The following is a 22,280-nucleotide window of genomic DNA, read 5'->3' as shown; positions in this document are numbered from 1 at the left end:
TTATTTGGTTTCCTTATGCAGCGTGTGCTTGCGCAAACGGGGGCAATATTTCATACATTCCATTCTTTCGGGATGGATTTTCTTATTTTTTGTTGTCGTATAATTTCTGTCTCCTGTTTCTGTGCATGCCAACGTAATTTTTTCTCTCATCGTAAGACTCCTCTCAAAAAATTACCAACTGGATTTATGAATACCGGGGATTTTCCCCTGATGTGCCAGCTCGCGGAATAGAATGCGGGATATGCCGTATTTGCGCAGATAGCCGTGAGGCCGCCCGGTCAGAGCGCAGCGGTTGTGAACCCGTACCGGGGAAGCATCGCGCGGCAGCTTGCTCAGTGCGGTGCGATCACCCGCTTGGATCAGGGCTTTGCGCAGTTCGGCATATTTTTCTACTGTCTGCTGCTGACGCAGATGTTTCATCATTTTTGATTTTTTTGCCATTATTAACTCCTTTTCAATCGGCAGTTATTTTCCTACGTGTACAAATCGCTTTCCCAAGTATCAGGAAATGATGTAAATCTGTTTTGGGTATGATCGTGGCGTCATCCCTTATGCATGCAGTTTTTGCAGTAGCCGTATACCTCCAGATTGTGCCCGACCACCTGAAACTCCCTTTCCGGGAGGCCCGGAAAAATTGTTTCGATCGCACATCTTTCCAACGGAATGATCTTATGGCAATTGATACATACGGCGTAATGCTTATAGTGGAAACGGTTCAGCTCATAAACCGCCGTTTCACTGCTCATGACGGAAAGCTTTGTTACGATCCCTTTTTTCACAAAAAGGCTTAGGATCCGATAAACGGTAGAGGGCCACGCCGGGTCCTGCTCAGTTGTGATTTCAGAACAGAGTTCCTGAACGCTCAAAGGGCTTTCCGCCGCTTCCAGCGCAGAAAGCACGCGTTCGCGCGGCTTGGTTTTTTTCAAACCGGCGGGCCAGTTGTTTGTAAAATCCGTCATAGGTAAGATGCCTCCCGTAATGCACAGCGAGCGTTAATGCAAATGCAAATCATATGCATTATACCAGATTATATGTCGCTTATTCATTGAAGTCAAGTATTTTTCGTCCTATTTTTACGAAACCGGGCTGCCTTTGAAGGAACGTACCCTTTTCGCGATTTGCTTTCCGGCCAGTACCAATACGAGCATTGCAACAGAAACCAGCGCGGTAAAGCCGCCGGGAGCCACATTCAGGTAATAAGAGAGAAAAAGTCCGAGCATGATATCGAGGAAGCTGAAAACGATGGAAAACAGGAACGTATGCCGAAAGCCCTTTTCCAGCTGCAGCGCCGTCGCGACAGGGAGGGCAATCATGGAGCTGAGAACCAGAACGCCGACGATCCGAATGGAAATGGAAATGGCAGAGGCGACCAGAATGGAAAATATATAATTGATCAGCCGGACTCTCACGCCGGCCACCTTGGCCGCTTCCTCATCATAAGCAATGTAAATCATTTGGTGGTATAAAACAATCAGCGTCAAAACGGAGATCAGGCTGAGAATCAGAACCATAGCCATATCGAATTTTGTAACGGTAAGAATGCTGCCGAACAGGAAAGAGTCGGCGTTCGCGTGGAGCTTACCGGAGCTGATGATCGTAATGGCGGTACCGACGCTCAGGGAGAGAACGACCGTGAGGATCAGGTCGGTGTACTTTTTGAAATAGCTGCGCAGAAACTCAATGAGCGCACCGCAGAAAGAGGTGAAGAGGAACGCCCCCAGAACGGGATTCTGCCCGCACATCAGGCCGATCGTGACCCCCGCCAAAGAGGCGTGGGAGAGAGTATCGCCAATCATGGAATAACGGCGCAGGACCAGAAAAATACCGATACAAGGGCACAGTATGGAAATAAAAACAGATACGAACAACGCGTTCTGCATGAAATTATAGCTGAGCATTCGATTCACCTTTCTTTTCTCCGTGAAGATATTCCTTTGTATACTGCTCGGGGGTACAGAGATGTCCGCGCCCCGCCGCCAGATGATACAAAAACGTCGAGTTGGCAATGGCGGCGTTCAGGTTGTGTTCGACGGAAACAATCGTGATCCCTTTTTCCCGGTTCAATTTTTTGAGAAAACCGTAAATCTCTTTCTGGCTTTCCATATCCACCCCCGTGGACGGTTCATCCAATATCAGCAGATCGGGATTTCCCAGCAGGGCCCGTGCGATCAGAATCTTCTGTCCCTGTCCGCCGGAGAGCGTGCCCACCAGTGCGTTTTCAAAGCCGTTCATACCTACCTGCGCAATGCCGGACGCAACGACGCTTTTGTCTTTGATTTTCAAAAGCTTGCGGTACGAATGGAGCATCTCAGAAACAGTGATCGGGAAATTTGCGTTTGAAAAATCGTTTTTTTGCGGGACATACCCGATTCTCTTTGCCTTCGATTCGATGGCACCGCCGGTCGGTTTTATGAATTTCAGGATCAGCCGCATCAACGTGCTTTTGCCGCAGCCGTTTTCACCGACCACAGACACATAGTCGCCGTCGGATATTTCCAGTGAGATATCGTTTAATACATACGGGGGAGAACCCGTATAGGAAAAAAACAGATTGCTTGCCTGGATCATGAACATGGTCACCTCTTTCAAAATGGTGTGTGCTTTGCGCCGAGCGCCCTGCAAAGCAGAAAGCACTTTGCAAATGCGTTTCGTTTGCGCTTGACAAATCAATTTTACGCGCTTATGATATAGATTATAAACGCAAATGCACTCCATTTGCAAGTGTAATATAGGAGGTTGTTAAGAATGTTTCAAAAAGCAGCAGCTTTGCTGTTAAGTCTGACGATCCTGATGGGCGCCACGGCTTGCAGCAATGGGAGTCCGACAGAGCAGCAGGGGAGCAGCAGTGCCGAAAGCACAAGCTCAGCGGAAGCGGAAAAAATCCCGGTTTCCGTTACCTTTAACGCGATGAAGGAATTTGTAGAGGCCGTCGGAAAAGACAGGGTAGAGGTCGCTACGATTATTCCGGACGGCACGGAGCCGCATGATTTTGAACCGAAGGCGCAGGATCTGGCCGCACTGAGCAATGCCAAAATTTTTGTATATAACGGGTTTGGCATGGAAGCCTGGGTGGACGATGCGATCAAATCCGCGAATAATTCGAGCCTCATCACGGTAGAGGCTTCAAAGGGCGCGGAACCGATTCAGAATACGGAAGAGGAAGAAATCGAGGAACACGGTCAATATGATCCTCACCTGTGGCTTAGCCTCAAGGGCGCGGAATTGGAAGTAAAGAATATCAAAGAAGCGCTGGTCAGCGCGGATCCTTCCAATAAAGAGTTCTATGAGACAAACTGCAACGACTATGTCGCCCAGCTGGAGAAGCTCTACACGGAGTATCAGGGAAAATTCCAGTCCGTGAAAAAGAAGAGCTTTGTCACCGGGCATGCCGCTTTCGGCTATCTTTGCCGGGATTTCGGGTTGGAGCAGAATAGCGTAGAGGATGTATTCGCCGAGGGCGAACCCAGTGCGCAGCAGATGACGGAGCTTCTGAAATACTGCAAAGAGAATCAGGTAACTACCATTTTTGCAGAAGAAATGGCCAGCCCGGAGGTTTCTAAGACTTTGGCAGACGAAGTCGGCGCCAAGGTGGAAACGATCTATACGATCGAAGGCGGCGAAGACGATAAATCCTATCTGGAGCGCATGGAAGATAACCTTTCCAAGATTTATAACAGCCTTGCCAAATAACCGTTAACAGTCAGCCGTCCAAACGCGATGCCTTGGCGGAGAAATAAGGAGTTGTCAATGATGTATGAGGATAAAGTACTTGTCTGCGCGGACTGCGGAAAAGAATTCATTTGGACCGCTGGGGAGCAGGAGTTTTATGCGGAAAAGGGGTTCACGAATGAGCCCAAACGGTGCAAAGAATGCCGATCGGCCCGCAAGAACACAGGGGAACAGCGTCCCCCGCGTCAAATGTATGATGCCGTTTGTGCGGCCTGCGGCAAGCCGTGCAAGGTTCCCTTTCAGCCGAGCGGGGAGCGGCCCGTTTATTGCAGCGAGTGCTTTGCGAAGATGAAAGCGGGGGCGGCGGTGTAACCCCTGCCAATGGGTACAGCCTTTTTCTCCAATTTCGATTGCGGAATCGGAGAAAAGCTGGGCCGGGATTGCCGTTTTGCGCTCTTTGCAAAGCTCCCTCATCAATCTGAAACATAACAGCCGGCCGTAAAGGCTGTAATAGCAGAAAGCGCCGGGACCACGAAAGATCGTGGCCCCGGCGCTTTTTAATTTAAAATAGATTTCTTAGAGAATTCCTTTCACGGCCAGTGTTTCGTTCATGCTGCCGGTACGGTAACCCGTTATATCGATCGATACGTAAACGAATCCAAGGGCTCTGATTTGGTCGGAGATGGCATGCCGAACCTCTTGATCCAGCAGCTTCGGGTATTGCTCCTCCTCCACCTCAATGCGGGCCAGATTGCCGTGATGCCGCACACGTACCTGACGGAATCCCAAGTCCAGCAGAATCTGTTCGGCTTTGTCGATCTGAGAAAGCTTTTCTTCCGTGATCCTTTCACCGTAAGGAAAGCGGGAGGAAAGACAGGCAAAGGAGGGCTTGCTCCAGGTGGGAAGACACAATTCCTTCGACAGAATGCGGATTTCCGCTTTAGACAGATCACAGTGCCGCAGGGGGCTTTTTACATTCTGCTCCGCCACGGCGATCAGCCCGGGACGGTAATCGCCGTTGTCGTCCAGATTAGAGCCCTCCACAATTTCCTTCAGGCCCAGCCGGTCTGCTACCTCCCGGATTTTCTGGAACAGCTCTGTTTTACACAGATAGCACCGGTTCACCGGGTTTTCGGAAAATCCGGAAATGTGCAGCTCTTCCGAATCTACAATGATGTGCTGAATCCCGTTGAGGTCACAAAAGCGTTTGGCTTCGTTCAGCTCCCGCTGCGGAAAGCTGCAGGAGCGTGCCGTAACAGCCACGGCTTTATCCCCCAGAGCCTTGTGCGCGGCGGTCAGCAGAAAGGTGGAGTCCACGCCGCCGGAAAATGCCACGGCGACGCTTTCCAAAGAACGCAGGTATTGTTCGAGCTTCTCATATTTTAAATGCAGTTCGTCCATGTGTATTCCTCCCGCTAATTGGCTTCGTTGATTTTTAGTGCGTCATATATTTTTTGAATTGGTACCCCATGCCGCTCCGCGGCGGCCTTGACGTCCTCGAATTCTCCATACCTCTTTGTGAGCCCGCCATAAGTCACTTTTTTCACCTGGATTTTCCCATAGGGAGTTTCCACGGTTTCATAGGCTCTGTCCATGACGGTTCTCTGCACCGGAATTTTGCGGATGCCGATCGTCGAGGTTTCTTCAAATACGATCCGCTCCAATGCCTGCACCAAAGACGCTTCACATAAGAAAGAGAGCGTTACGGCGGGGCGGCATTTTTTCATATAGATGGGGGTGAAGAATACATCCAGCGCGCCGGCATCCAGCAGGCGGCCCATCACGTAACCGAGCACCTCTGCCGTGGTGTCGTCAATATTGGTTTCGGCCAGAATCATTCCGCTTTGGGGCTTCGGGTTCTCTTTGGCCGGAAGCGTTTCTCCCAGAATCAGCCGCAGGGTATTGGGAATTTCCAGATCATACAGCCCGGCGCCGTAGCCGACGGCATGAATCTCCATTTCCGGCTGCGGGCCGTATTCTTCGGCCAGGGCAGCAAGGATTGCCGCGCCGGTGGGGGTGGCCAGCTCCTTCTTGATTCCGTTTGAATAAACCGGAATGCCGCCCTTTCGGATAATCTCCAGCGTGGCCGGAGCGGGCACGGGGATCAGGCCGTGCTGGCAGCGCACAAAGCCGGAGCCGACCGGCAGGTGCGAAGCGACAATACGGTCGGGGTTCAGGCTGTCCACACAGATGGCGGTGCCGACAATATCGATAATGGAATCGATGGCGCCCACCTCGTGAAAATGGACTTCCTCAATCGGTTTGCCGTGAACCTTTGCCTCCGCTTCCGCCACAAAGGAGAACATTTTTTTCGAAAGCTGCTTGACCCGATCAGACAGCTCGCTGCCGTCGATGATTTCGGTAATATCCTGCAGATTGCGGTGCGGCGCGTGTGTATGTTCATGTGCGTGTCCGTGTCCGTGCTTGTGCCCGTGTTCATGCTCGTACATGTCGTGTTCATGGTGCTCATGATGATCATCATAAGCATGGTCATGGTCATGGTGCGCTTCCCCGTGCCCAAGAGAAGAGTACACTTCCTCTGTGTGGGAGCGTTTGCCGTCATGACTCAGGTGGTACTTATGTTTTTCCTTGTGCTTCTTCTTTTTTCTGCCATACTCATCCGGCAGCTTGTTTTTTCCACAGATACAGTAGGCACGGTGATGCTTACAGGTACATCTGGGCAGAGCCTTCTGTTCTGCATTCGGTTCCTGATCTGCTCCTGATACTTCTTCCTGGTGAGAGGAGGGGGCTTCCTGCAGAATGACATCGAAATAAGTGCCTGTGATCCCGTTTTTCTGTTTTTTGCTGATTTCGATCCGGTAGCCGTCTATATGCAGCTTGTTCAGCTCGCTCAGCAGCATATCTTTGTCTACGCCCAAATCCAGGAACGCGCCGATCGCCATATTGCCGCTGATGCCCGAAAAACAGTCCATATACAGAGTTTTCATTTACTTTCCTCCGTTTCATTTCTTCATCATGCCTGCCGGATCTCCGGCGCTAAAGCCATTGCCAAAACCAAGAAAACAGAGATAAGAAAAAACCATAAAGGAACAGCTGCATGCGGCAGCTAAAACCTTCATGGTTTGATTCATCTTCCAATTCCCTTTTCCCGGTGCCGCTCTTACGCTGCTTTCAGCGTGCTTCAGGCGGCCAGAGAATTCGTTCCCAGTGCGATGATTTCCGGATCATCATTGTCAGGAAAAAGGTGTTTTCAAGGAAGTTTTCGTTTGTTGGTGCGACCAGGCCTGTAAGCCGAGTTCTGTCGTGAACAGCCATCTATCTTGGCCGGGCGTTGCCGCCGCAGCTCAATGCCACCTGTTCGGGACGCGCCGGGCCGACGCATTTGTCCCATTCCGGTGTTGCTCCGAATAGGGTTTACATAGCCGCGCGGTCTCCCGCGCGCTGGTGGGCTCTTACCCCGCCTTTCCAGCCTTACCTGCGCAAAGCGCAGGCGGTATCTCTCTGTTGCACTTTCCCTGGGGTCACCCCCGGCGGCCGTTAGCCGTTATTCTTGCCCTGTGGAGCTCGGACTTTCCTCGGATAGGCCCTTTCGGACGTTACCCGCGACTGTTCAGCCTGCTCGCATCGCTTATTTTAACGTTTTTTTATTTTGTTGTCAAGCTGTTGTCTGTCTGCAATCCAATCTCATCGGCACATGGGGGATTCCGTCCTCCAAAAATTCGTCTGAAATCTGCCGGAAACCTTGCTTTTCATACAGCTCTCTTGCATACGTTTGTGCTTCTATTTTGATCGCGTCTGCCTTGAGTTGATTTTTGGCAACCCGTATTCCTTCTGCCAGAATTCTGCTGCCCATGCCGCACCGTCTTTTTATGGCAATCACTCTGCCAATGGAGACTTCATCAAAAGCGACCCCTTTTTCAATCACCCTGAGGTACGCCTGAATTCCATCCTCATCTTTCAGGTATACATGCAGTGCCTGCCTGTCTTTATCGTCTATCTCCTGATAAGGGCAGTTTTGTTCCACTACAAATACAGAGACCCTGAGTTTTAAAATCTCATATAGCTCATTGGTCGTCAGCTCTTCAAATCTTTTTACGACAAGCTCCATTTTATCCCATCCTTTCCAATCGTGCAGAAAATGAATTCTCCCCTGCTTTGGCGGGGGAGAAACAGTTGTTCTTTCTTTTTTAATGGGTGGCTCATATCATACCGGATCGGCGGGCTTGTCGAAGTTGTGGTTTGTGATCAGTCTGTCTTTGATCTGCCACAGCTGCTGCGAAAGGTCGACATAGTAGCGGTGGGGGTTTTCAAAGCGGGTGACTTCCTCCCACAGCGTGTCTACCTGCGCGGTGCAGTATTCACGGATTTCGTGCAGATCGCGCGGTTGCATGATGCACTGTCCGGCCTTGAAAATCTGGGTCATCAGCGGTACCGCGCGGAAGTTCTCCACTCGCTTGCGCTTCCAGATATATTCCGGGTCAAAGATGACATAGGGCATTTCGTCGTCGATCAGCTCGTCGTGCAGGGTGATCACATCGGCGATCGCCTTGCCGCTGTAACGGTCAAACAGGCGCCACAGGCGCTTAAAGCCGGGCGTCGTAATTTTCGCTACGTTTTCGCTGATTTTGATTTTGGGCTCAATGCTGCCGTCTTCCCGTTCTACGGCAACCAGCTTGTACACCCCGCCGAACACCGGCTCCGAAGCCGAGGTGATCATGCGCTCGCCGACGCCGAAGCTGTCTACCTGCGCACCCTGCATCAGCATATCACGTATGATGTATTCATCCAGCGAGTTGGAGGCGCAGATGCCGCAATCCTCAAACCCGGCGGCGTCCAGCATCTCGCGTGCTTTGCGGGAGAGATATGTGATGTCGCCGCTATCGATGCGGATTCCCGCGGGGCGGAAGCCCTGCGGAACCAACTCTTCATTAAAGATGCGGATTGCATTCGGAATGCCGGACTGCAATACATTATAAGTGTCTACCAGCAGAACGCACTGGTTGGGGTATTCACGGGCATACGCGCGGAACGCGTCGAGCTCAGTGTCAAACAGCTGCACCCAGCTGTGTGCCATAGTGCCCATTGCGGGGATACCGAAATCGCGTTCGCAGATGGTGCAGGCGGTACCGGTACAGCCGCCAATGTACGCTGCTCTGGCGCCGTATACCGCGCCGTCGAAGCCCTGTGCGCGGCGGGAGCCGAATTCCATCACGGAACGGCCGCTGGCGGCCCGCACAATCCGGTTCGCTTTTGTCGCGATCAAGGTCTGGTGGTTGACGCACAAAAGCACCATGGTTTCGATAAACTGCGCCTGAATCACAGGGCCGCGTACCGTAACAATGGGCTCACCGGGGAAGATGGGGGTACCCTCCGGAACCGCCCACACATCGCACTCAAAATGAAAATTCGCCAGATAATTGATAAATGCCTGGTTGAACTTTCCGGTGGATCGCAGGTAGTCAAGATCCTGCGGGGTAAAAGAGAGGTTTTGCAGATATTCCACAAGCTGCTGTACGCCAGCCATAATCGCAAAGCCGCCGCCATCCGGAATTTTTCTGAAAAACATATCGAAATAAACGATTTTGTCCTCAAAACCGTTCGTGAAATAGCCGTTTGCCATGGTTATTTCATAAAAATCGGTGAGCATTGTCAGATTCTTACCGAATGGAGTTTGTGCTGTCTCCTCCAAATCCATACACCTCGTTAGTAGCAATTATTACAGCATAATCTCTTTGCGGTGTTTGTGCATATTATAAATCAGAAAGCAAAGAAGGAAACGCTGCGCGGGATTCAAGCTTTTTGCCCGAAATCGGGGCAAGCCCCAAAAATATGCCGGACGCTTTGTTGAATAGTATTATAACAAGAAACCCTTTAAATAACAATGTTTTTTTGACATTCGACAAGGCTGGAGCCATTCCACGGGAAACCAGCAAATTAAACGGATTAATTCTAAAAATTTTGTATGATTTTTGTTGCGTTTTTCGATTTTATCTACTATAATGGAATGTATTCCGGATAGTGGTATTTTTATTTCTTATAATGATACTTTGCTTTCAAAAAAGCGACAGCAATTTTGTACCTTTTTTGTTGAAGAGGGGAAAACTTATTATTATTTTCTGGCCGGTAAAATACGGCCTGAGCAACGGGGAGATGAAAGAATGAGATTACGCAAGCAAGCCCTGGGTAATCGTAATTTGGTAGGTGCCCATGTGGAACTGGCTAGGAAGAACCTGGGCATGAAGCAAAAGGAACTTTTGGCTCAGCTGCAGGTGAACGGAATTGACATGAATGCATCAGGCCTTTCTAAACTAGAGGGGCAGATCCGCTACGTAACGGATTTTGAACTGGTGGCTTTATCGAATATTCTGAACGTTTCTGTTGACTGGCTGCTCGGTCGTGAAGACTGATTCCGGTGGCATCTTTACAAGAGAATCGCATCCCGCATTTCTCCACGGCGTCATAGGGGCGTTTTTATAAATTGTGGTGAAATTTGGGCAGTATGTATTGGCAGACAGTGATTTGTTCACTGTCTGCCAATACTCTTTTATGCGATTTTTGCGGATGCAGTCCGAGCATTCTGCTTTTGCTGCTGAATTATATTTTCCAAAAGGCCGATGTCCTGGTAGCAGACATGAATTCCCTGCATGACAGAGCGCGGTTATTTTTCGCTATGCTCTCCGGCCCGCACCCAATCAGTCGTTACTATGCGATTGGCTCCCGTCCATTATTATAAAATAATCTGAAATTCTTTTTCAATTCTGCTCTTTCATTAAAACATACTGGGACTACCGGTGAGATTTAAACCGCAGCACAGTAAAATCCATGAACTCACCGCTGAAATCCTAATACTTCTATTTTCTGAAAGGGACATAAATCATACAAGAGCTTTAAACGGGTCCCGTGGAATTTTTAGCATGGAATGTGCTTGCCATAAATCTTAATCAACATGAATGCAATATATAATTGACATCGTGTTATATATAGTGTATATTATACCTATGGAAGGTGGCATTACATGAAAAATAAGCGAATGAAAATCGCTCGAATGGAAGTTGATATGAACCAGGCGGACTTGGCAAAAGCCGTAGGTGTTACCCGGCAAACTATCGGGCTGATAGAATCAGGGGATTATAATCCCACGCTAAATCTTTGCATAGCGATTAGTAAGGCACTCGGCAAAACATTGAATGATTTATTTTGGGAGGAATCAGAATGAGAAAGCAAAATTTGCAAGATGAAAGAGTTTTGGCGCAGCGCCGTAAAATAAATAGTGAGGCATACGGTATTTTGATGATGATACTTCTCTGTTCAGTGCTCGTTCAGCAAAGACTGCTGAACGCTCCGTTTGAGCAGTATGCTGTTGAGCTTATATGCTTCTTCGGAATGTCCCTTTACATGATAATACGATACCTGACCTTGGGGCTTGACATATACGGCGAAGAAAAACGAGCGAAGGCCTTTCCTTTCATAAACAGTATAGTAACGGGAATTGTAGTAACCGCGATTAACGGCGTTTTGAACTATACACAGTACGCAGAACAATATAGGAAAGATGGTATCGGTTATTTTATTGCCGTGTTGGCAGTGACTTTTATCAGCTCAACCGTTTTGACTTATGCTGTACTGTCTTTCCTTAAGTATCTGAATGCCAAAAGACAGGCAAAAATTCAAAAACAGTTAGACGAAAAAGAACTGGACGAATAGCTGGTTTTTTTTCGATTCGTAAGTATAATATGACGTTGTTTGCAGCATCAGCATCTATATTTACCCATAATACAAAAGACTCACGAAACAGAAGTTTCGTGAGTCTTTTGTATTGCGGAACAGAATTCCTTTTGCTCCAGAATCCCTGTTCTCAAACGGATCGTTTCAGCGTCCATATCCTTCTAAGAAAGACGTACTTTTGATTATGGAATGGATCTGTTTAACAGTTCCGCAGGGACCTTTTGCGCCATCGTAATCAAATCCTCTGTCGAGATACCTTGGTCGTGCAAAACCTTGACAAACCGAATATAGCCCTCAACGGGTGTTTCTTTTCCTGCCTGCCCGCGGTCGGTTGCAAGAAAAATTCTGTGCGCGCCCACGGCTTTGATGTTGGCAGCCATCTGCTCCGCAGAGCAGTTTCCCTCTGCAATGTTGTACCAATTCTTTTCAATCCATACACCCAAATCCGCCATCTCTTTTTGGGATGCCGCATCAATCTGTGTGCGTTCCCATTCGGGATGAGTCAAAACCATACGGATTCCCGCTTTTCGTCCGGCTTTGCAAAGCATCATCGATTCGGCAGGGGAAAGGTGCCCTGTGGCAAGAACCGCGTCGTATTTTTTTATTACATCAAAAATATCGCAGACCACAGGGAGAAGCTTTCCTGCTTCGTCAATAACGGAAATTCCGGGTCTGGTAAAAAAATCGCCCGGCATATCCCCGCTTTTCAGGCAGTGAGCCGAATCTCTTGTGGGCATCCATACAAAGGAGGCTCCGAGCTTTAACGCACTCTCTGCCGCATAGGGGTTCAGGCCACCCGCCGGCCAATTCAATACCACGCCGCCATAAGCACGCGTGCACAGGTGGCTCATGCGTCGGTTCACAAGAGCAGCACGGGCAGCAGTGGATTCATAATGATTCTTTATCATGACGCCGGCCATTTGATAAGAGGCGGCCTGTTCAACCAGTTCAAAATCGTCCAGGCAGCGCGGCACATGCGAGGGGATAGGGTGGACGTGCAGATCGTAGCTGCCCTCTAAAATACGCAGCACTTCATCTTGTTTCATAAAAACACGCTCCTAATGAATGAGCCTTCGGCGGCTTAGAGCCGAAGGCCCTCATCCATGAAAGTAAAGAAAGTAAGTAAAATCAGCACCGTCCTTGGTGAAGCCTTTGAGAAAAGTCTTGCTGTGACAAAAGCAATAGCCAATAGGGAATGCCGCTTGAGAATTGCCTTTTCAGCGGTCAATCCGCCACCAAGGGCTTGTAATAATCGCAGCGTCTGGAATTGATCAGCATTTCCTGGTTGTACCACCAGCTGCTCTGAAGGGTGTCAAACGACATGGAAAGCGCCTGCTCTTCCGTCTTTGAAGCCGCAAGGGGCTGATCCAATCCATAAAGCGGGTCCAGTGTGTTGAGCGCACTGCTGCCAAGATATCCTTTTTCCCCGCCTACAAAATTTGCCGTAATCGTATAGGCTTGCGCTCCTTCCGAAACAGCGTCCCATAAGACCATGGCGTTTGCAGGAAATGGATTTGCCGACAGCTTGTTGTTAATTTCGAAGAAGCCGCCATATTGGCCGTACCAGGCGGACGGAATCGCGATCACATCGGCACGTTTTGTTGCAAGAACCCCCGCTGTTTCAGGGAAACACACATCGTCGCCTATCAGCATGCCGATTTTCCCGATCCCATCTACGCTGAATACAGGGATATCGTCGCCTGCCGTTGCCCATTTGCGGTCAGATTCGCTCAAATGTGTTTTGTAATAAGTACCGGCAACCTTACCGGCTGCGTCCACCAAAACAGATGTATTGTAGAGCTTTCCATCCTTCTCCTCGACCGCGCCAATGACCACTGCCGTGCTATATTTTACCGCAAGGGAGGATGCGAATTCCGCTGCCTGTTTTGCATCGGCCTTCGGCGTTTCGCTGACTGTTCCGATCAGGGATAATTCGGGTAAAACAACCAGATCGACATCCGAAACATTCTCCATGAGCTTTTGGATCGAAGCCTTGTTTTGTTCTTCGCTGCCCTGTGGCGTATATTGCAGCGCAACCGCATTGACATGTTTGCTCTCAGCAGATTTCGTATAATCCCATGGGCCGACGCGCAGCATCAAATTCTGATAAAGTTCAGGACGCCGCTGCATGAACAGTGCTTTGTTTGCGTTTTGATATTGCGCCGGATCGATCGTCGCGATGTACGCCGCTGCCGCATCGACATCCTCTTTCTCACTGGCAATCAGCGGAGCTTCCACTAATTTTTTCCCAGTTGGACTCCAAATAGCGCTGGAGCCGATCATATGAAACCCCAGCTCCGTATTGGAGCGGTTTGCGCTGACGATATACATCCCGTTCTGTATCGCGCGCGCCGGGAGCGCGCTGACCGCCTGTGCCGAGGAGTTGGTTGGGAACGCCAGAATGTCCGCACCGTTCACCCCGGCCAAGCGCGCACTCTCAAAATAAGCGGCGTCCATACACACGTTGATGGCGATATTGCCCAGTTCGGTAGCAAAAACGGGGACGCCCTTGTCTCCCCAGGCGGCCCAGTGCTCTTCGGTTTCCCACTGGTGTGTTTTGCGATAGCTTCCAATATACCCTTCGGGCCCCACCAGCGCCGCGGAATTATAGTAGATATCAGTTTTTGCGTCCTTTTCGGCCATGCCAAAGACAACGTACACGTGATATTTCTTAGTCAACGCGCTGATTGCATCGGTTGCGTGCCCGGGAAGCGTATCTACATAAGGCGCAATATCCTCGCGCGACTGGTACCCATACCCGGTCGTACTCATTTCAGGCGCGACCACGAGCTTGACGCCTTGCTCCAAGAGCGTTTCGATCTCTGCGCACAGATTTTTGACATTTCCATCGCGGTCGTGCATGACCGGGTTAAATTGCAGCGCCGCAGCCTTGAATTGGCCATAGGATTTCTGCCGGTCGGTGTAATACGTTTTCAGCCGGGTAATCATTTCACTTTGCTGTGCCGGCGTTAAATACTCTCCATATCCGAATTTCTGACTGCTGACACCGGCGAGGATGCCTGTGTCGGCAGCGGCGCCGATTGCGCCCGCATATCCGCATTCATCCGCGACATCCTCAAAGGATTCGCTTTTGTCGGGCAGATGCAAAGCGTTCTGCAAAATCAGTGCCGCTTCTTCTCTGGTAAGCTTCGCATCGGAATGGTTTGTCAAAGATACCGAAATACCGGCTTCATTGGTCGCCTGCCGCACAGATTTGGTAAATTCCGAAGTGGTAACAGCGCTGTCCGCAACAGAAGGCTTGTTTGCTTGCAGCAGCACGATTGCCGCCACGAGTATTGCCGTCACGAATATAGCACCCCATATTTTTTGCTTTTTCTGGATCATTGCGTCCGATATCCCCCTTTCATAAATGTGTTGGGAGTTATTTGCAATAGAAGAGGCACGCTGTTATATATCGCCTTTGTTGTTCACGCGGGAATTCCCTTCACTTGTGAAAAAATTCAAAGGATCGGCGCCTGATGGAGCGGCTGATACCGTCCCGAAACTCAGCCTCCTGTTCAAAATCAACATAGTTGGAGAATGAGCCTTCGGCAACGCAAAACCGAAGGCCCAATCCCATATCACACTTACAGAAAATGGATGATTACAGCTCTTGATTAAGTATTTTGCGCTGACGCCTCTTTGGCGGCCAGAATCTTTTCGTATTCACCGCCGCCCATGTATGCTTTATGCCAGCAGCCGACGGCTCTCAAAATGCCGATCGTGACAAACCCGAGGAGCACCAGGCCAAGCCCTACCTGCCAGGTGTAGCCCAACCCCAGTAAGATCGGGTAGAGAGAAATCTGCACCATATCGATCCAGGAGAAGGGGATATTGGCAATTCCGTAATCCTCCAGCGTTCTGCTTTCGCCCTGGGGATCAATGACGCGCAGCAGTGTCACACCGGACGCCACGTTGCCTGTGAACATACCCCACTGGAAAATCCCCTTTTCGAACCAGCTGCTCAGGAAAACCTTGGGAGAGACCAGCCACAGCGACAAACTGCAGAAGATAAAGCCGAAGACTGACAGAATCAGGATGATGCTCCAGTAATCGGCGATGACGGCGCCTCTGATGGAGACAAATCCGAAGAAAACGAGATAATCCGTGCAGGTACCGCCAATGCGGTTAATGGTCTTTTTGTCTACGCTCTCTCCAAGTCCGATCAGCTTCATGATGCCCTGAATGGCAAGACCGCAGAGCATCGCCAGGCACAGGACCGGCACATCGACACCAGAGGCCTGTTTAATGTAGTAGTTGATAATCCAGCCGAAGCCGGTTGCCGCAAATACCAGGCACCAGTGGTAGCCGACGGGGTCAATGGTGCTGGGGCTGACGGTGGCTGTACCGGAGCTGAACTGGTTTTCACCCTTGAGCAGTCCGGAACGAATATCCTCGGGGATTTCGCTCAGCTTTGCGGTATACTTGGTGTTGCCTCTGCGGCAGGCAATATTGACGTAGACCATTCCGGCGATAATGCCCGAAAGCAGACCTGTGGTGGCCAGCGTCATACCGATGCCGGTAGCGTCTTCAAAGCCGTAGTTCCCCAAAACAGAACCGATCGCACCGGCAAAGCCGTATCCGCCATACCAGCCGGCGGGCATCAGAATTCCGACCGCTTCGTTGATGTGCGGGAAGAATACCTTAACGAGTAAGAGACCCAGCAGGATACTGGTGCCGAATTGGAAAAAGGAATTCAGTGCTATGTTCAAAAACTGGTCGCGTACCTTCCATACGCTCTTGCCGAATGACTGGGTTTTTTCTTCGTGGCCCAGCATCAAAGTGGCAAACAGCATGGCGACCAGAACGCCGGGGTAAGAAGTCGCCTGACCCGAAAATCCAATCACCTTAAGAAACCCAGGACCTAGAATCATCGCGACAAAACCTGCTAAAACAGAGGCCGGAATAAATAGCTTTTGAAAAATTTTCACCTTCAGGCGGATGACCTGAGCGATCCAAAGAAAAAGGGAAGCCCAAAAAAAGTCGATTAAAAGTGCCCATGCGCTGAAATCTTTGAAAAATGCCACACAAATTCTCCTCTCTTATATGTATTTTGCGAAACAATATACAAAGGATTTTTGGGCAAAAAACCAGAGCACATCAATGCATTGAGGATATGCCCAATACCTAACGCTGGCGAAAGGCTTTTAAAAAGGGAAGCTCCTGTTGCCTCTGCAAAGAACAGGTGACATATTGTCTGCTCTGGCAGCCCTTTTTAAAATTGCAAGATATGCTCTGGTTTTACCGTTTCTTTTGTTATTATCCGCAGTTTGCCAGATGCTTTTTGGGATCAAGACCCCTCAAAAGATTCTCCGACTGATCCGGCGGTGCTGTATCAAAAGGAAAATATCCGGATCATGCAACACACGAAACAGAAATCACTTCGCTTTCCGTCTAAACCGACAAAGAAGTGAAGCCAAAATTATGTTCAGATATGGTCCCTGAAGAACTCCGCCATTGCGTCGCACAGGCCGCCCAGCTTCGGGTCCTCATCAAACATCCACTCGTTATGTTTGCCGTCCACATAGTACAGCTGCTTCGGCTCATTCGCCAGACGGTAAGCGTCCTCGGCCTCTTCTTTGTCATGCAGCTCGTTGTACTTTCCATGGCCTACGAATACGGCGCAGTCCGGCGCGAGCTTCGGCAGAATGTCCTGCACGTTGAAGCGAACAAAGCTTTCTGCAATGACGCTGGACATGGGAGTGGGGAACGACTCGCCGCATTCTACCTCAATGTCACCCTTTACGCCGCCGTTAAGGTTCTTTAACGTTTTCTCCACATAGAAATCGCCGGATTCATCGATGTTGGGATAAAACTCATAGGGATGACGGAGTACGGGGTCGCCGGTGGTGACGCGCTTGTATTTGTCTTCCTCCAGTGTGCGGAGCATCTTATTGAATTTGTCATTGCCCATGCCCATGCGCATCCAGCGGCGGCCGTCCGTAAAGGAATTCAAGGTAGCCACGGCCTTCACCGTTTTGTCGCGATGCGCTGCAGCGATACAAACCGCGCCGCCTACGCCCCAGCCGATCAAAGCAATATGGTCCGCATCCACCTCGGGCTGATGCTTAAAGAAAGTAACGGCGTTATTGATGTCGTCAATTTCCATTTCCAAGGTGGTGTATTTATCCATACCGCTGATACCGCCGGAGGGCTTGAAGCCACGATAATCAAAACCCATGCAGACAAAGCCGCGGGCGGTCATCTGGCGGGCGAACATGGCGGGATACACCTTATTGACTCCCGTCCAACCGGAATTGGCAACGATACCAGGTCGTTTTTCGCCCTCTTTGTAATCATCGGGAAGATAGATGTTACCCACCATCTTTGTTCCTTCACTGTAAAAAGTAATTTCGCGCTGTTTCATTTTTTCGCTTGCTCCTTTCGTTCATTCCAAATTCGACATTTATCGCGTTTTTCTTTTTGGGATAGCATCAGTATAAGCTTGAAAAAAGAATAAATCAACCAAAAAATAAATAAAAGAAACAATTCTGCCAAATGCACAAACGGAAAAAGGAATGTTTGTGCTTTTCAACGGAATAAATATTCCTTTTACTTTTTGGGTTTGTAACGTCTGTTTTTTTCATGAATGATGATCGTCTTTTGAAACGAAGAAATGGAAAGAGCAGAGCTTGATCCGATAAAAATCCTTTTTATTTTGTGCGGCGTCTGCCGGAAATAGATAAATGTGCAGGGCATGCCCGCATATCGAACTTTTAATCGTAGGCAGCCGGAAACGAACAACGGCAGACCGCGTGTTCGGGTTCTGTTTCCCGCTCTCAAAATAAAAGAAGCCTGTCAACACATGTGTTGACAGGCTTCTTTTAGTGTCTGAAGGATGGAGCGGTTTGAGCTACCAGACCATCATCTTTTTCTCACGAAGAATATCCTCCAGCCGTTCCAGGTTTTCCGTGGATTCGGGCAATGTTCTGTGCCCCAGCTCAGCGCTCAGCGCCTCAATAACGGCAATGGCCGGGAGTAACAGGTAGGATCCGTTCACGGAATTGGTGTCGAGCAGAATATCGCACAGCTTGCTGATGGGGTTCACATTGGTATTGGTGAGCAGAATGATGGGAATCCCCCGCTCGCGGCAAGAGCGCGCAACCTCAATTACGGTACTGCCGCAGGGCCAGTTGGAAACAATAAACAGGACGTCCTCTTTCTGCATGGTCAGCACCTTGTCATACACATAATCCAGCTCGGTGCTCATCTGGCGAACCTTGTCCGGCAAAAACGGGGAAAGGGAATACTCCAGGCAAAGAGAGGCGGCTTTGGATGAGCGCTGCGCCAAAATGTAGATGTGTCTTGCCTCCAGCAGAAAATCAACAGCGCGCTCAAATTGTTCCGCATTTCGAGGGGTAGGAATATTGCGGATGGAATCCGCTGCCTCTTCGCAAAGTAGGGTCAGGTTATCCCGGGTATGCTCCACATCTGTTTTGCCGAATGCCTGTTTCATACTGCGGTAAGAGGAATTTTCCCGCAATATCACTACGCTCAGCAAATCTTTTTTAAAGGCGTTGAAGGTATCGTATTTCAGTGATTTTACCAGGCGCATCACTGTCGTAGTGCCCACATTGGCGCGTTCCGCCAGCTCCGCCACTGTTGTCAGGCCCACAGACTCATAGTGCTGCAGCAGATAATTGCAAAGATGGCGCTGCTTTTTGGGAAGGACATCCTTGATACTGCTGATGGTATCGAGAATATTGGGTGCCTCTGCTGAAAAACCGGATTGCTCAGGCATATACACACCGCCCTTTTTGTGATTGCCGTTATTGTATCACAAAACCAGTCAAAAAAGAATATAAGAGCTCAAATGAAACGTTTCTTATGGATTGTGACCGTAAATGGGATATCCATGTTGTTATAAACGATATATTTATTCCTTTTTTAATAAAACGGTTGACTTATTCCTTTTTGCTTTATATAATACAACCAGCAGCAAGGTGCCCAGAATATCGAAGTGCACAAATGATATTCTGGAGAATACGTCAATTTTGAAAAGGAGGCTTTCAACATGGAGGAACCCATGCGGAAACGCAGCGATGAGCTTACCGTTGGAATAGAGCGATCCGCCCACCGGGCATTGCTTTACAGCACCGGTATGACCCGTAGCGACTTTGATAAGCCCTTGGTCGCTGTAGTCAATTCCTGGAATGAGATTGTACCGGGCCATATCCATCTGAGAGAGATCGCAGAGCAGGTCAAACTCGGCGTCACCGAGGCCGGGGGAGTACCAAAGGAATTTCACACAATCGCCGTATGCGACGGTATGTGTCAGGGACATTTGGGAATGCAATACCCCCTGCCCAGCCGGGATGTGATTGCGGATTCGATTGAAATTATGGTACAGTCACACCGCTTTGACGCAATGGTACTGATTCCGGGCTGCGATAAAATTGTCCCTGGGATGATCATGGCGGCTCTGCGCGTCAATATCCCCGCCATTGTCCTGACAGCAGGCCCAAGCCTGACCGGTAAATACGGGGAGATCGATGTGATCACCACAACGGATATCCGTGAGTTTGCCGGGAGGGCGCAAAAGGGTGAAATCACCATGGAGGAGCTGCAGCGGATGGAAGAAGCAGCTATCCCCAGCGCCGGTACCTGCGCCATGATGGGAACCGCCAACACCATGAGCTGTCTGGCGGAGGTGCTGGGGCTTACACTGCCGGGCTGCGCCACGGCTCTGGCGGTGGGGTCCAAGAAAAAACGGATGGCCCGCCTGACGGGAAACCGCATCATCGGTCTGCTGGAAGCAGGCATTACCCCCAGAGATATTGTCACCCGATCGGCCCTGGAAAACGCGATCTCTGCCAGCATGGCCCTGGGCGGTTCCACCAACAGCGTACTGCACCTGATGGCCATTGCCCACGAAGCGGGTGTGAAGCTGCAGCTCGAAGATTTCGACCGCATCAGCCGGCAGGTTCCCTACATATGCAACATCAAGCCCTCCGGCAGATATGCTCTTGCCGATCTGGACGAGGCGGGCGGTATTCCAGCGGTACTGAAAACCATCGAACCCCATCTGCAGAAGGATCATCTGACCGTTACCGGGCGAACCTTGATAGAAAACAACGCGGATATTGTTCTGCCTGAAAACGACATCATCTTCCCCTTGGAAAGACCCAAACGCGCCGAGGGCGGAATCGCCATCCTTCGTGGGAATCTTGCGCCGGACGGCGCCGTGGTCAAGCAGGCGGGAGTCAAGCCCAGCATGTATGTGTTTCAGGGCCGCGCCAGAGTATTTCACTCGATGGAGGACGCGAGCGAGGCAGTCTCAAACGACAAGATCGCCGAGGGCGATGTCATTGTCATCCGTTACGAAGGCCCCCGGGGAGGCCCCGGCATGCGGGAAATGCACATGACGACCTCTCTGCTGGTGGGCAGGGGGATGGACGAAAAATGCGCCCTGATTACCGACGGCCGGTTCTCCGGTTCTACCCGAGGCCCCTGTATCGGGCATATCTCTCCGGAAGCAGCGGCGGGAGGGCCGATTGCCATTGTGGAGGACGGCGACGGAATTCTGATCGATATCCCAAATCGCAGATTGGAGCTGCTGGTGGACGACGAAACGATCCGCAGGCGGCTATCCAGCGTACAGCTTTTGAAGAAACCGCGAAGCGGTGTGCTGGCAAAGTATGCAGAGCTGGTAACATCCGCCGACAAGGGGGCTGTTCTTGTCACGAAAGAGTCACAATCTGAGGAGGAAAAGAAATGATTACACAAAACCATGTGTTCTACAGCAATGGCTATCCGCTGAAAGCGATTTTGTATCTTCCCGACGATTATCAAGAGGGAGAGAAGCGCCCCTGCATCGTCCCGAATTCCGGATATATGGGTCTGAATGCGATCTATCCCGCCCTGTTTGCCAGAGCGATGACGGCGCGGGGCTATGCTGCGTTCGGCTTTGACTACCGCGGTTTTCTGGATAACGGCGGTCCTGCCGGCGTATGTAAGCTGGAAGAGCAGGTGGAGGATATCCGCAACGCTTTGGTTTACGCGCAGACGCTGCCGGAGGTCGATACCGGGCGGATCGGCCTGCTTGGATGGGGGATGGCGGCCGCTTTGGTGATTGCCGCGGCGTCCAAGGAATCCTGTGTCAGGGCGGTCGCGGGCCTGAATGGCTTTTATTGCGGCGAACGCTGGCTGAGATCGGTCTATTCCTATGTGGACTTCAACAAGCTGCGGCAAGAGGTAGCACAGGAGCGGATTCGCTTTGTGAAAGAGGGAACACGGCGCTTTGACAATCCGTTCCGCTACTATCCGCTGGACCCGGATACCGACGGCGTTGTGAAGGATAACCTGTATACGGTAAAAGGCTATGGGCAGGAAATCTCGCTGGAGCTGGGGCAGTCTCTTCTGGAGTTCAATGCGGAGGACTATCTGGACACCCTGAATGTCCCGGTACTGGTGGGTCACGGTAAGGATAACCAGCTGCATCCGCTGGAAGAGTCGCTGCAATTTTACAATCGGATCAGCGGAAAAAAGGAGCTGCTGGTTCTGGACGGCAAGCACAATGACTTTATGTTCGACAAACACCCGGTGTTTGAAAAGCTCGGCGATGCCCTTGCCAATTTCTTCGGTGAAGCAATGTCCTGAAAATAGAAGCGAAAAAGCAGATGCTTTGTAAGGGAATCGCTTTCTTTTAATTGAAGAAAATCGTCCATTTTTATGGACGCCTGGCAGCGGTGAGGTAGGTTTTCCATAGTATGCCATTGTCACAGAACATTGCAGTAACCGCAGGATTTGGGTGAAGTTCTGGGGATTACCCTGTCAAACATGGCACTAAAATCATCGATTCAGCCTGCCAATCATAAGAGGCTATCTGACGACAAATCAGTTGCTTTATTGAAACGAAGCACGCCCTGAGCCAATTGGCTCAGGGCGTGCTTGCTTCTATTCAGTTTGCTTTTCTGAAATTGTCC

General features: G+C 50.2%; 22 protein-coding genes and 1 other RNA gene. 7 read left to right on the top strand and 16 right to left on the bottom strand.

What is annotated here, in order from left to right:
- The 5 genes from rpmG to TY09_RS04120 all read right to left on the bottom strand — a co-directional run bounded on the left by rpmG (position 1) and on the right by TY09_RS04120 (position 2,568).
- On the bottom strand, positions 1 to 150 hold the full coding sequence (rpmG, locus tag TY09_RS04140; RefSeq protein ID WP_009062131.1) for a 50S ribosomal protein L33: 150 nt from the start codon (positions 148 to 150) through the stop codon (positions 1 to 3).
- Between the two features lie 21 nt (positions 151 to 171).
- Positions 172 to 441, bottom strand: a complete 270-nt coding sequence (gene rpsN, locus TY09_RS04135; RefSeq protein WP_042431438.1) for a 30S ribosomal protein S14 — start codon at positions 439 to 441, stop codon at positions 172 to 174.
- A gap of 101 nt (positions 442 to 542) precedes the next feature.
- Complete coding sequence (locus TY09_RS04130; protein WP_042431436.1) at positions 543 to 959, bottom strand: Fur family transcriptional regulator; 417 nt, start codon at positions 957 to 959, stop codon at positions 543 to 545.
- A gap of 114 nt (positions 960 to 1,073) precedes the next feature.
- Complete coding sequence (locus tag TY09_RS04125) at positions 1,074 to 1,898, bottom strand: metal ABC transporter permease (protein ID WP_042431434.1); 825 nt, start codon at positions 1,896 to 1,898, stop codon at positions 1,074 to 1,076.
- Positions 1,885 to 2,568, bottom strand: a complete 684-nt coding sequence (locus TY09_RS04120) for a metal ABC transporter ATP-binding protein (protein WP_042431460.1) — start codon at positions 2,566 to 2,568, stop codon at positions 1,885 to 1,887. Before TY09_RS04120 ends, TY09_RS04125 begins: the two co-directional genes overlap by 14 nt.
- A 177-nt stretch (positions 2,569 to 2,745) precedes the next feature.
- Here TY09_RS04120 and TY09_RS04115 point away from each other — a divergent pair, with 177 nt between their 5' ends.
- Together TY09_RS04115 and TY09_RS04110 are read left to right on the top strand one after the other, a co-directional pair.
- Positions 2,746 to 3,690, top strand: coding sequence for a metal ABC transporter substrate-binding protein (locus TY09_RS04115; RefSeq protein ID WP_042431432.1), 945 nt, complete (start codon positions 2,746 to 2,748; stop codon positions 3,688 to 3,690).
- Between the two features lie 60 nt (positions 3,691 to 3,750).
- On the top strand, positions 3,751 to 4,041 hold the full coding sequence (locus TY09_RS04110; RefSeq protein WP_035316641.1) for a zinc-ribbon domain containing protein: 291 nt from the start codon (positions 3,751 to 3,753) through the stop codon (positions 4,039 to 4,041).
- Between the two features lie 204 nt (positions 4,042 to 4,245).
- Here the strand turns inward: TY09_RS04110 and larE are convergent, their stop codons facing one another.
- The 6 genes from larE to TY09_RS04090 form a co-directional block, all read right to left on the bottom strand.
- Entirely contained in the window at positions 4,246 to 5,070 is an 825-nt protein-coding gene (gene larE, locus TY09_RS04105; RefSeq protein ID WP_042431430.1) for an ATP-dependent sacrificial sulfur transferase LarE, read from the bottom strand.
- Positions 5,071 to 5,084: 14 nt separating this feature from the next.
- The gene (gene larC, locus TY09_RS04100; RefSeq protein WP_042431428.1) at positions 5,085 to 6,617 is read right to left on the bottom strand and encodes a nickel pincer cofactor biosynthesis protein LarC; all 1,533 of its coding nucleotides are present in this window, start codon (positions 6,615 to 6,617) and stop codon (positions 5,085 to 5,087) included.
- Positions 6,618 to 6,632: 15 nt separating this feature from the next.
- On the bottom strand, positions 6,633 to 6,761 hold the full coding sequence (locus tag TY09_RS18915; protein WP_275051682.1) for a hypothetical protein: 129 nt from the start codon (positions 6,759 to 6,761) through the stop codon (positions 6,633 to 6,635).
- Positions 6,762 to 6,901: 140 nt separating this feature from the next.
- Positions 6,902 to 7,252, bottom strand: an RNA gene (rnpB, locus tag TY09_RS17555) — RNase P RNA component class A.
- 33 nt (positions 7,253 to 7,285) lie between these two features.
- On the bottom strand, positions 7,286 to 7,738 hold the full coding sequence (locus TY09_RS04095) for a GNAT family N-acetyltransferase (protein WP_042431427.1): 453 nt from the start codon (positions 7,736 to 7,738) through the stop codon (positions 7,286 to 7,288).
- 96 nt (positions 7,739 to 7,834) lie between these two features.
- A complete protein-coding gene (locus tag TY09_RS04090; protein ID WP_042431426.1) occupies positions 7,835 to 9,325 on the bottom strand; it encodes a nicotinate phosphoribosyltransferase in 1,491 nt (496 codons plus the stop codon).
- Between the two features lie 463 nt (positions 9,326 to 9,788).
- Here TY09_RS04090 and TY09_RS04085 point away from each other — a divergent pair, with 463 nt between their 5' ends.
- The 3 genes from TY09_RS04085 to TY09_RS04075 all read left to right on the top strand — a co-directional run bounded on the left by TY09_RS04085 (position 9,789) and on the right by TY09_RS04075 (position 11,334).
- Positions 9,789 to 10,037: a helix-turn-helix domain-containing protein gene (locus TY09_RS04085; protein WP_020073148.1), complete on the top strand. Its 249-nt coding sequence runs from the start codon at positions 9,789 to 9,791 to the stop codon at positions 10,035 to 10,037.
- Positions 10,038 to 10,645: 608 nt separating this feature from the next.
- Positions 10,646 to 10,846: a helix-turn-helix transcriptional regulator gene (locus tag TY09_RS04080; protein ID WP_009062118.1), complete on the top strand. Its 201-nt coding sequence runs from the start codon at positions 10,646 to 10,648 to the stop codon at positions 10,844 to 10,846.
- Positions 10,843 to 11,334 carry a DUF6773 family protein gene (locus TY09_RS04075; protein WP_009062120.1) on the top strand — a complete coding sequence of 164 codons (492 nt, stop codon included), beginning with the start codon at positions 10,843 to 10,845 and terminating at the stop codon, positions 11,332 to 11,334. The genes TY09_RS04080 and TY09_RS04075 overlap by 4 nt, the downstream gene beginning before the upstream one ends.
- A gap of 203 nt (positions 11,335 to 11,537) precedes the next feature.
- Here the strand turns inward: TY09_RS04075 and TY09_RS04070 are convergent, their stop codons facing one another.
- The 5 genes from TY09_RS04070 to TY09_RS04050 all read right to left on the bottom strand — a co-directional run bounded on the left by TY09_RS04070 (position 11,538) and on the right by TY09_RS04050 (position 19,096).
- Positions 11,538 to 12,401 (bottom strand): DUF6282 family protein, encoded by an 864-nt coding sequence (locus TY09_RS04070; RefSeq protein ID WP_042431424.1) that lies wholly within the window; start codon positions 12,399 to 12,401, stop codon positions 11,538 to 11,540.
- A gap of 178 nt (positions 12,402 to 12,579) precedes the next feature.
- Positions 12,580 to 14,661 carry a nitrilase-related carbon-nitrogen hydrolase gene (locus TY09_RS04065; protein WP_242841428.1) on the bottom strand — a complete coding sequence of 694 codons (2,082 nt, stop codon included), beginning with the start codon at positions 14,659 to 14,661 and terminating at the stop codon, positions 12,580 to 12,582.
- A 311-nt stretch (positions 14,662 to 14,972) separates the two neighbouring features.
- A complete protein-coding gene (locus TY09_RS04060) occupies positions 14,973 to 16,382 on the bottom strand; it encodes a sodium/glutamate symporter (RefSeq protein WP_042431420.1) in 1,410 nt (469 codons plus the stop codon).
- 401 nt (positions 16,383 to 16,783) lie between these two features.
- Complete coding sequence (locus TY09_RS04055) at positions 16,784 to 17,722, bottom strand: alpha/beta hydrolase (protein WP_042431419.1); 939 nt, start codon at positions 17,720 to 17,722, stop codon at positions 16,784 to 16,786.
- Between the two features lie 486 nt (positions 17,723 to 18,208).
- Positions 18,209 to 19,096, bottom strand: a complete 888-nt coding sequence (locus tag TY09_RS04050) for a MurR/RpiR family transcriptional regulator (RefSeq protein WP_009065851.1) — start codon at positions 19,094 to 19,096, stop codon at positions 18,209 to 18,211.
- 273 nt (positions 19,097 to 19,369) lie between these two features.
- Here TY09_RS04050 and ilvD point away from each other — a divergent pair, with 273 nt between their 5' ends.
- Positions 19,370 to 21,073, top strand: coding sequence for a dihydroxy-acid dehydratase (gene ilvD, locus TY09_RS04045; RefSeq protein ID WP_042431416.1), 1,704 nt, complete (start codon positions 19,370 to 19,372; stop codon positions 21,071 to 21,073).
- On the top strand, positions 21,070 to 21,954 hold the full coding sequence (locus TY09_RS04040) for an alpha/beta hydrolase (protein WP_042431414.1): 885 nt from the start codon (positions 21,070 to 21,072) through the stop codon (positions 21,952 to 21,954). Before ilvD ends, TY09_RS04040 begins: the two co-directional genes overlap by 4 nt.
- Positions 21,955 to 22,280: the final 326 nt, after the last annotated feature.

Origin of the sequence: Faecalispora jeddahensis (assembly GCF_000577335.1) — a bacterium.
GTDB lineage: Bacteria > Bacillota > Clostridia > Oscillospirales > Acutalibacteraceae > Faecalispora > Faecalispora jeddahensis.
This window is presented reverse-complemented; position numbering and strand designations above follow the sequence as displayed.

Bases quoted from the DNA above. Each gene is read 5' to 3' on its own strand.
- TY09_RS04050 (WP_009065851.1), bottom strand. From the start codon at position 19,096: ATGCCTGAGCAATCCGGTTTTTCAGCAGAGGCACCCAATATTCTCGAT.
- TY09_RS04090 (WP_042431426.1), bottom strand. From the start codon at position 9,325: ATGGATTTGGAGGAGACAGCACAAACTCCATTCGGTAAGAATCTGACA.
- TY09_RS18915 (WP_275051682.1), bottom strand. From the start codon at position 6,761: ATGAATCAAACCATGAAGGTTTTAGCTGCCGCATGCAGCTGTTCCTTT.
- rpsN (WP_042431438.1), bottom strand. From the start codon at position 441: ATGGCAAAAAAATCAAAAATGATGAAACATCTGCGTCAGCAGCAGACA.
- TY09_RS04085 (WP_020073148.1), top strand. From the start codon at position 9,789: ATGAGATTACGCAAGCAAGCCCTGGGTAATCGTAATTTGGTAGGTGCC.
- TY09_RS04110 (WP_035316641.1), top strand. From the start codon at position 3,751: ATGTATGAGGATAAAGTACTTGTCTGCGCGGACTGCGGAAAAGAATTC.
- larC (WP_042431428.1), bottom strand. From the start codon at position 6,617: ATGAAAACTCTGTATATGGACTGTTTTTCGGGCATCAGCGGCAATATG.
- TY09_RS04040 (WP_042431414.1), top strand. From the start codon at position 21,070: ATGATTACACAAAACCATGTGTTCTACAGCAATGGCTATCCGCTGAAA.
- TY09_RS04115 (WP_042431432.1), top strand. From the start codon at position 2,746: ATGTTTCAAAAAGCAGCAGCTTTGCTGTTAAGTCTGACGATCCTGATG.
- TY09_RS04055 (WP_042431419.1), bottom strand. From the start codon at position 17,722: ATGAAACAGCGCGAAATTACTTTTTACAGTGAAGGAACAAAGATGGTG.
- TY09_RS04125 (WP_042431434.1), bottom strand. From the start codon at position 1,898: ATGCTCAGCTATAATTTCATGCAGAACGCGTTGTTCGTATCTGTTTTT.
- TY09_RS04080 (WP_009062118.1), top strand. From the start codon at position 10,646: ATGAAAAATAAGCGAATGAAAATCGCTCGAATGGAAGTTGATATGAAC.
- TY09_RS04075 (WP_009062120.1), top strand. From the start codon at position 10,843: ATGAGAAAGCAAAATTTGCAAGATGAAAGAGTTTTGGCGCAGCGCCGT.
- larE (WP_042431430.1), bottom strand. From the start codon at position 5,070: ATGGACGAACTGCATTTAAAATATGAGAAGCTCGAACAATACCTGCGT.
- TY09_RS04130 (WP_042431436.1), bottom strand. From the start codon at position 959: ATGACGGATTTTACAAACAACTGGCCCGCCGGTTTGAAAAAAACCAAG.
- TY09_RS04095 (WP_042431427.1), bottom strand. From the start codon at position 7,738: ATGGAGCTTGTCGTAAAAAGATTTGAAGAGCTGACGACCAATGAGCTA.
- rpmG (WP_009062131.1), bottom strand. From the start codon at position 150: ATGAGAGAAAAAATTACGTTGGCATGCACAGAAACAGGAGACAGAAAT.
- ilvD (WP_042431416.1), top strand. From the start codon at position 19,370: ATGGAGGAACCCATGCGGAAACGCAGCGATGAGCTTACCGTTGGAATA.
- TY09_RS04070 (WP_042431424.1), bottom strand. From the start codon at position 12,401: ATGAAACAAGATGAAGTGCTGCGTATTTTAGAGGGCAGCTACGATCTG.
- TY09_RS04120 (WP_042431460.1), bottom strand. From the start codon at position 2,568: ATGATCCAGGCAAGCAATCTGTTTTTTTCCTATACGGGTTCTCCCCCG.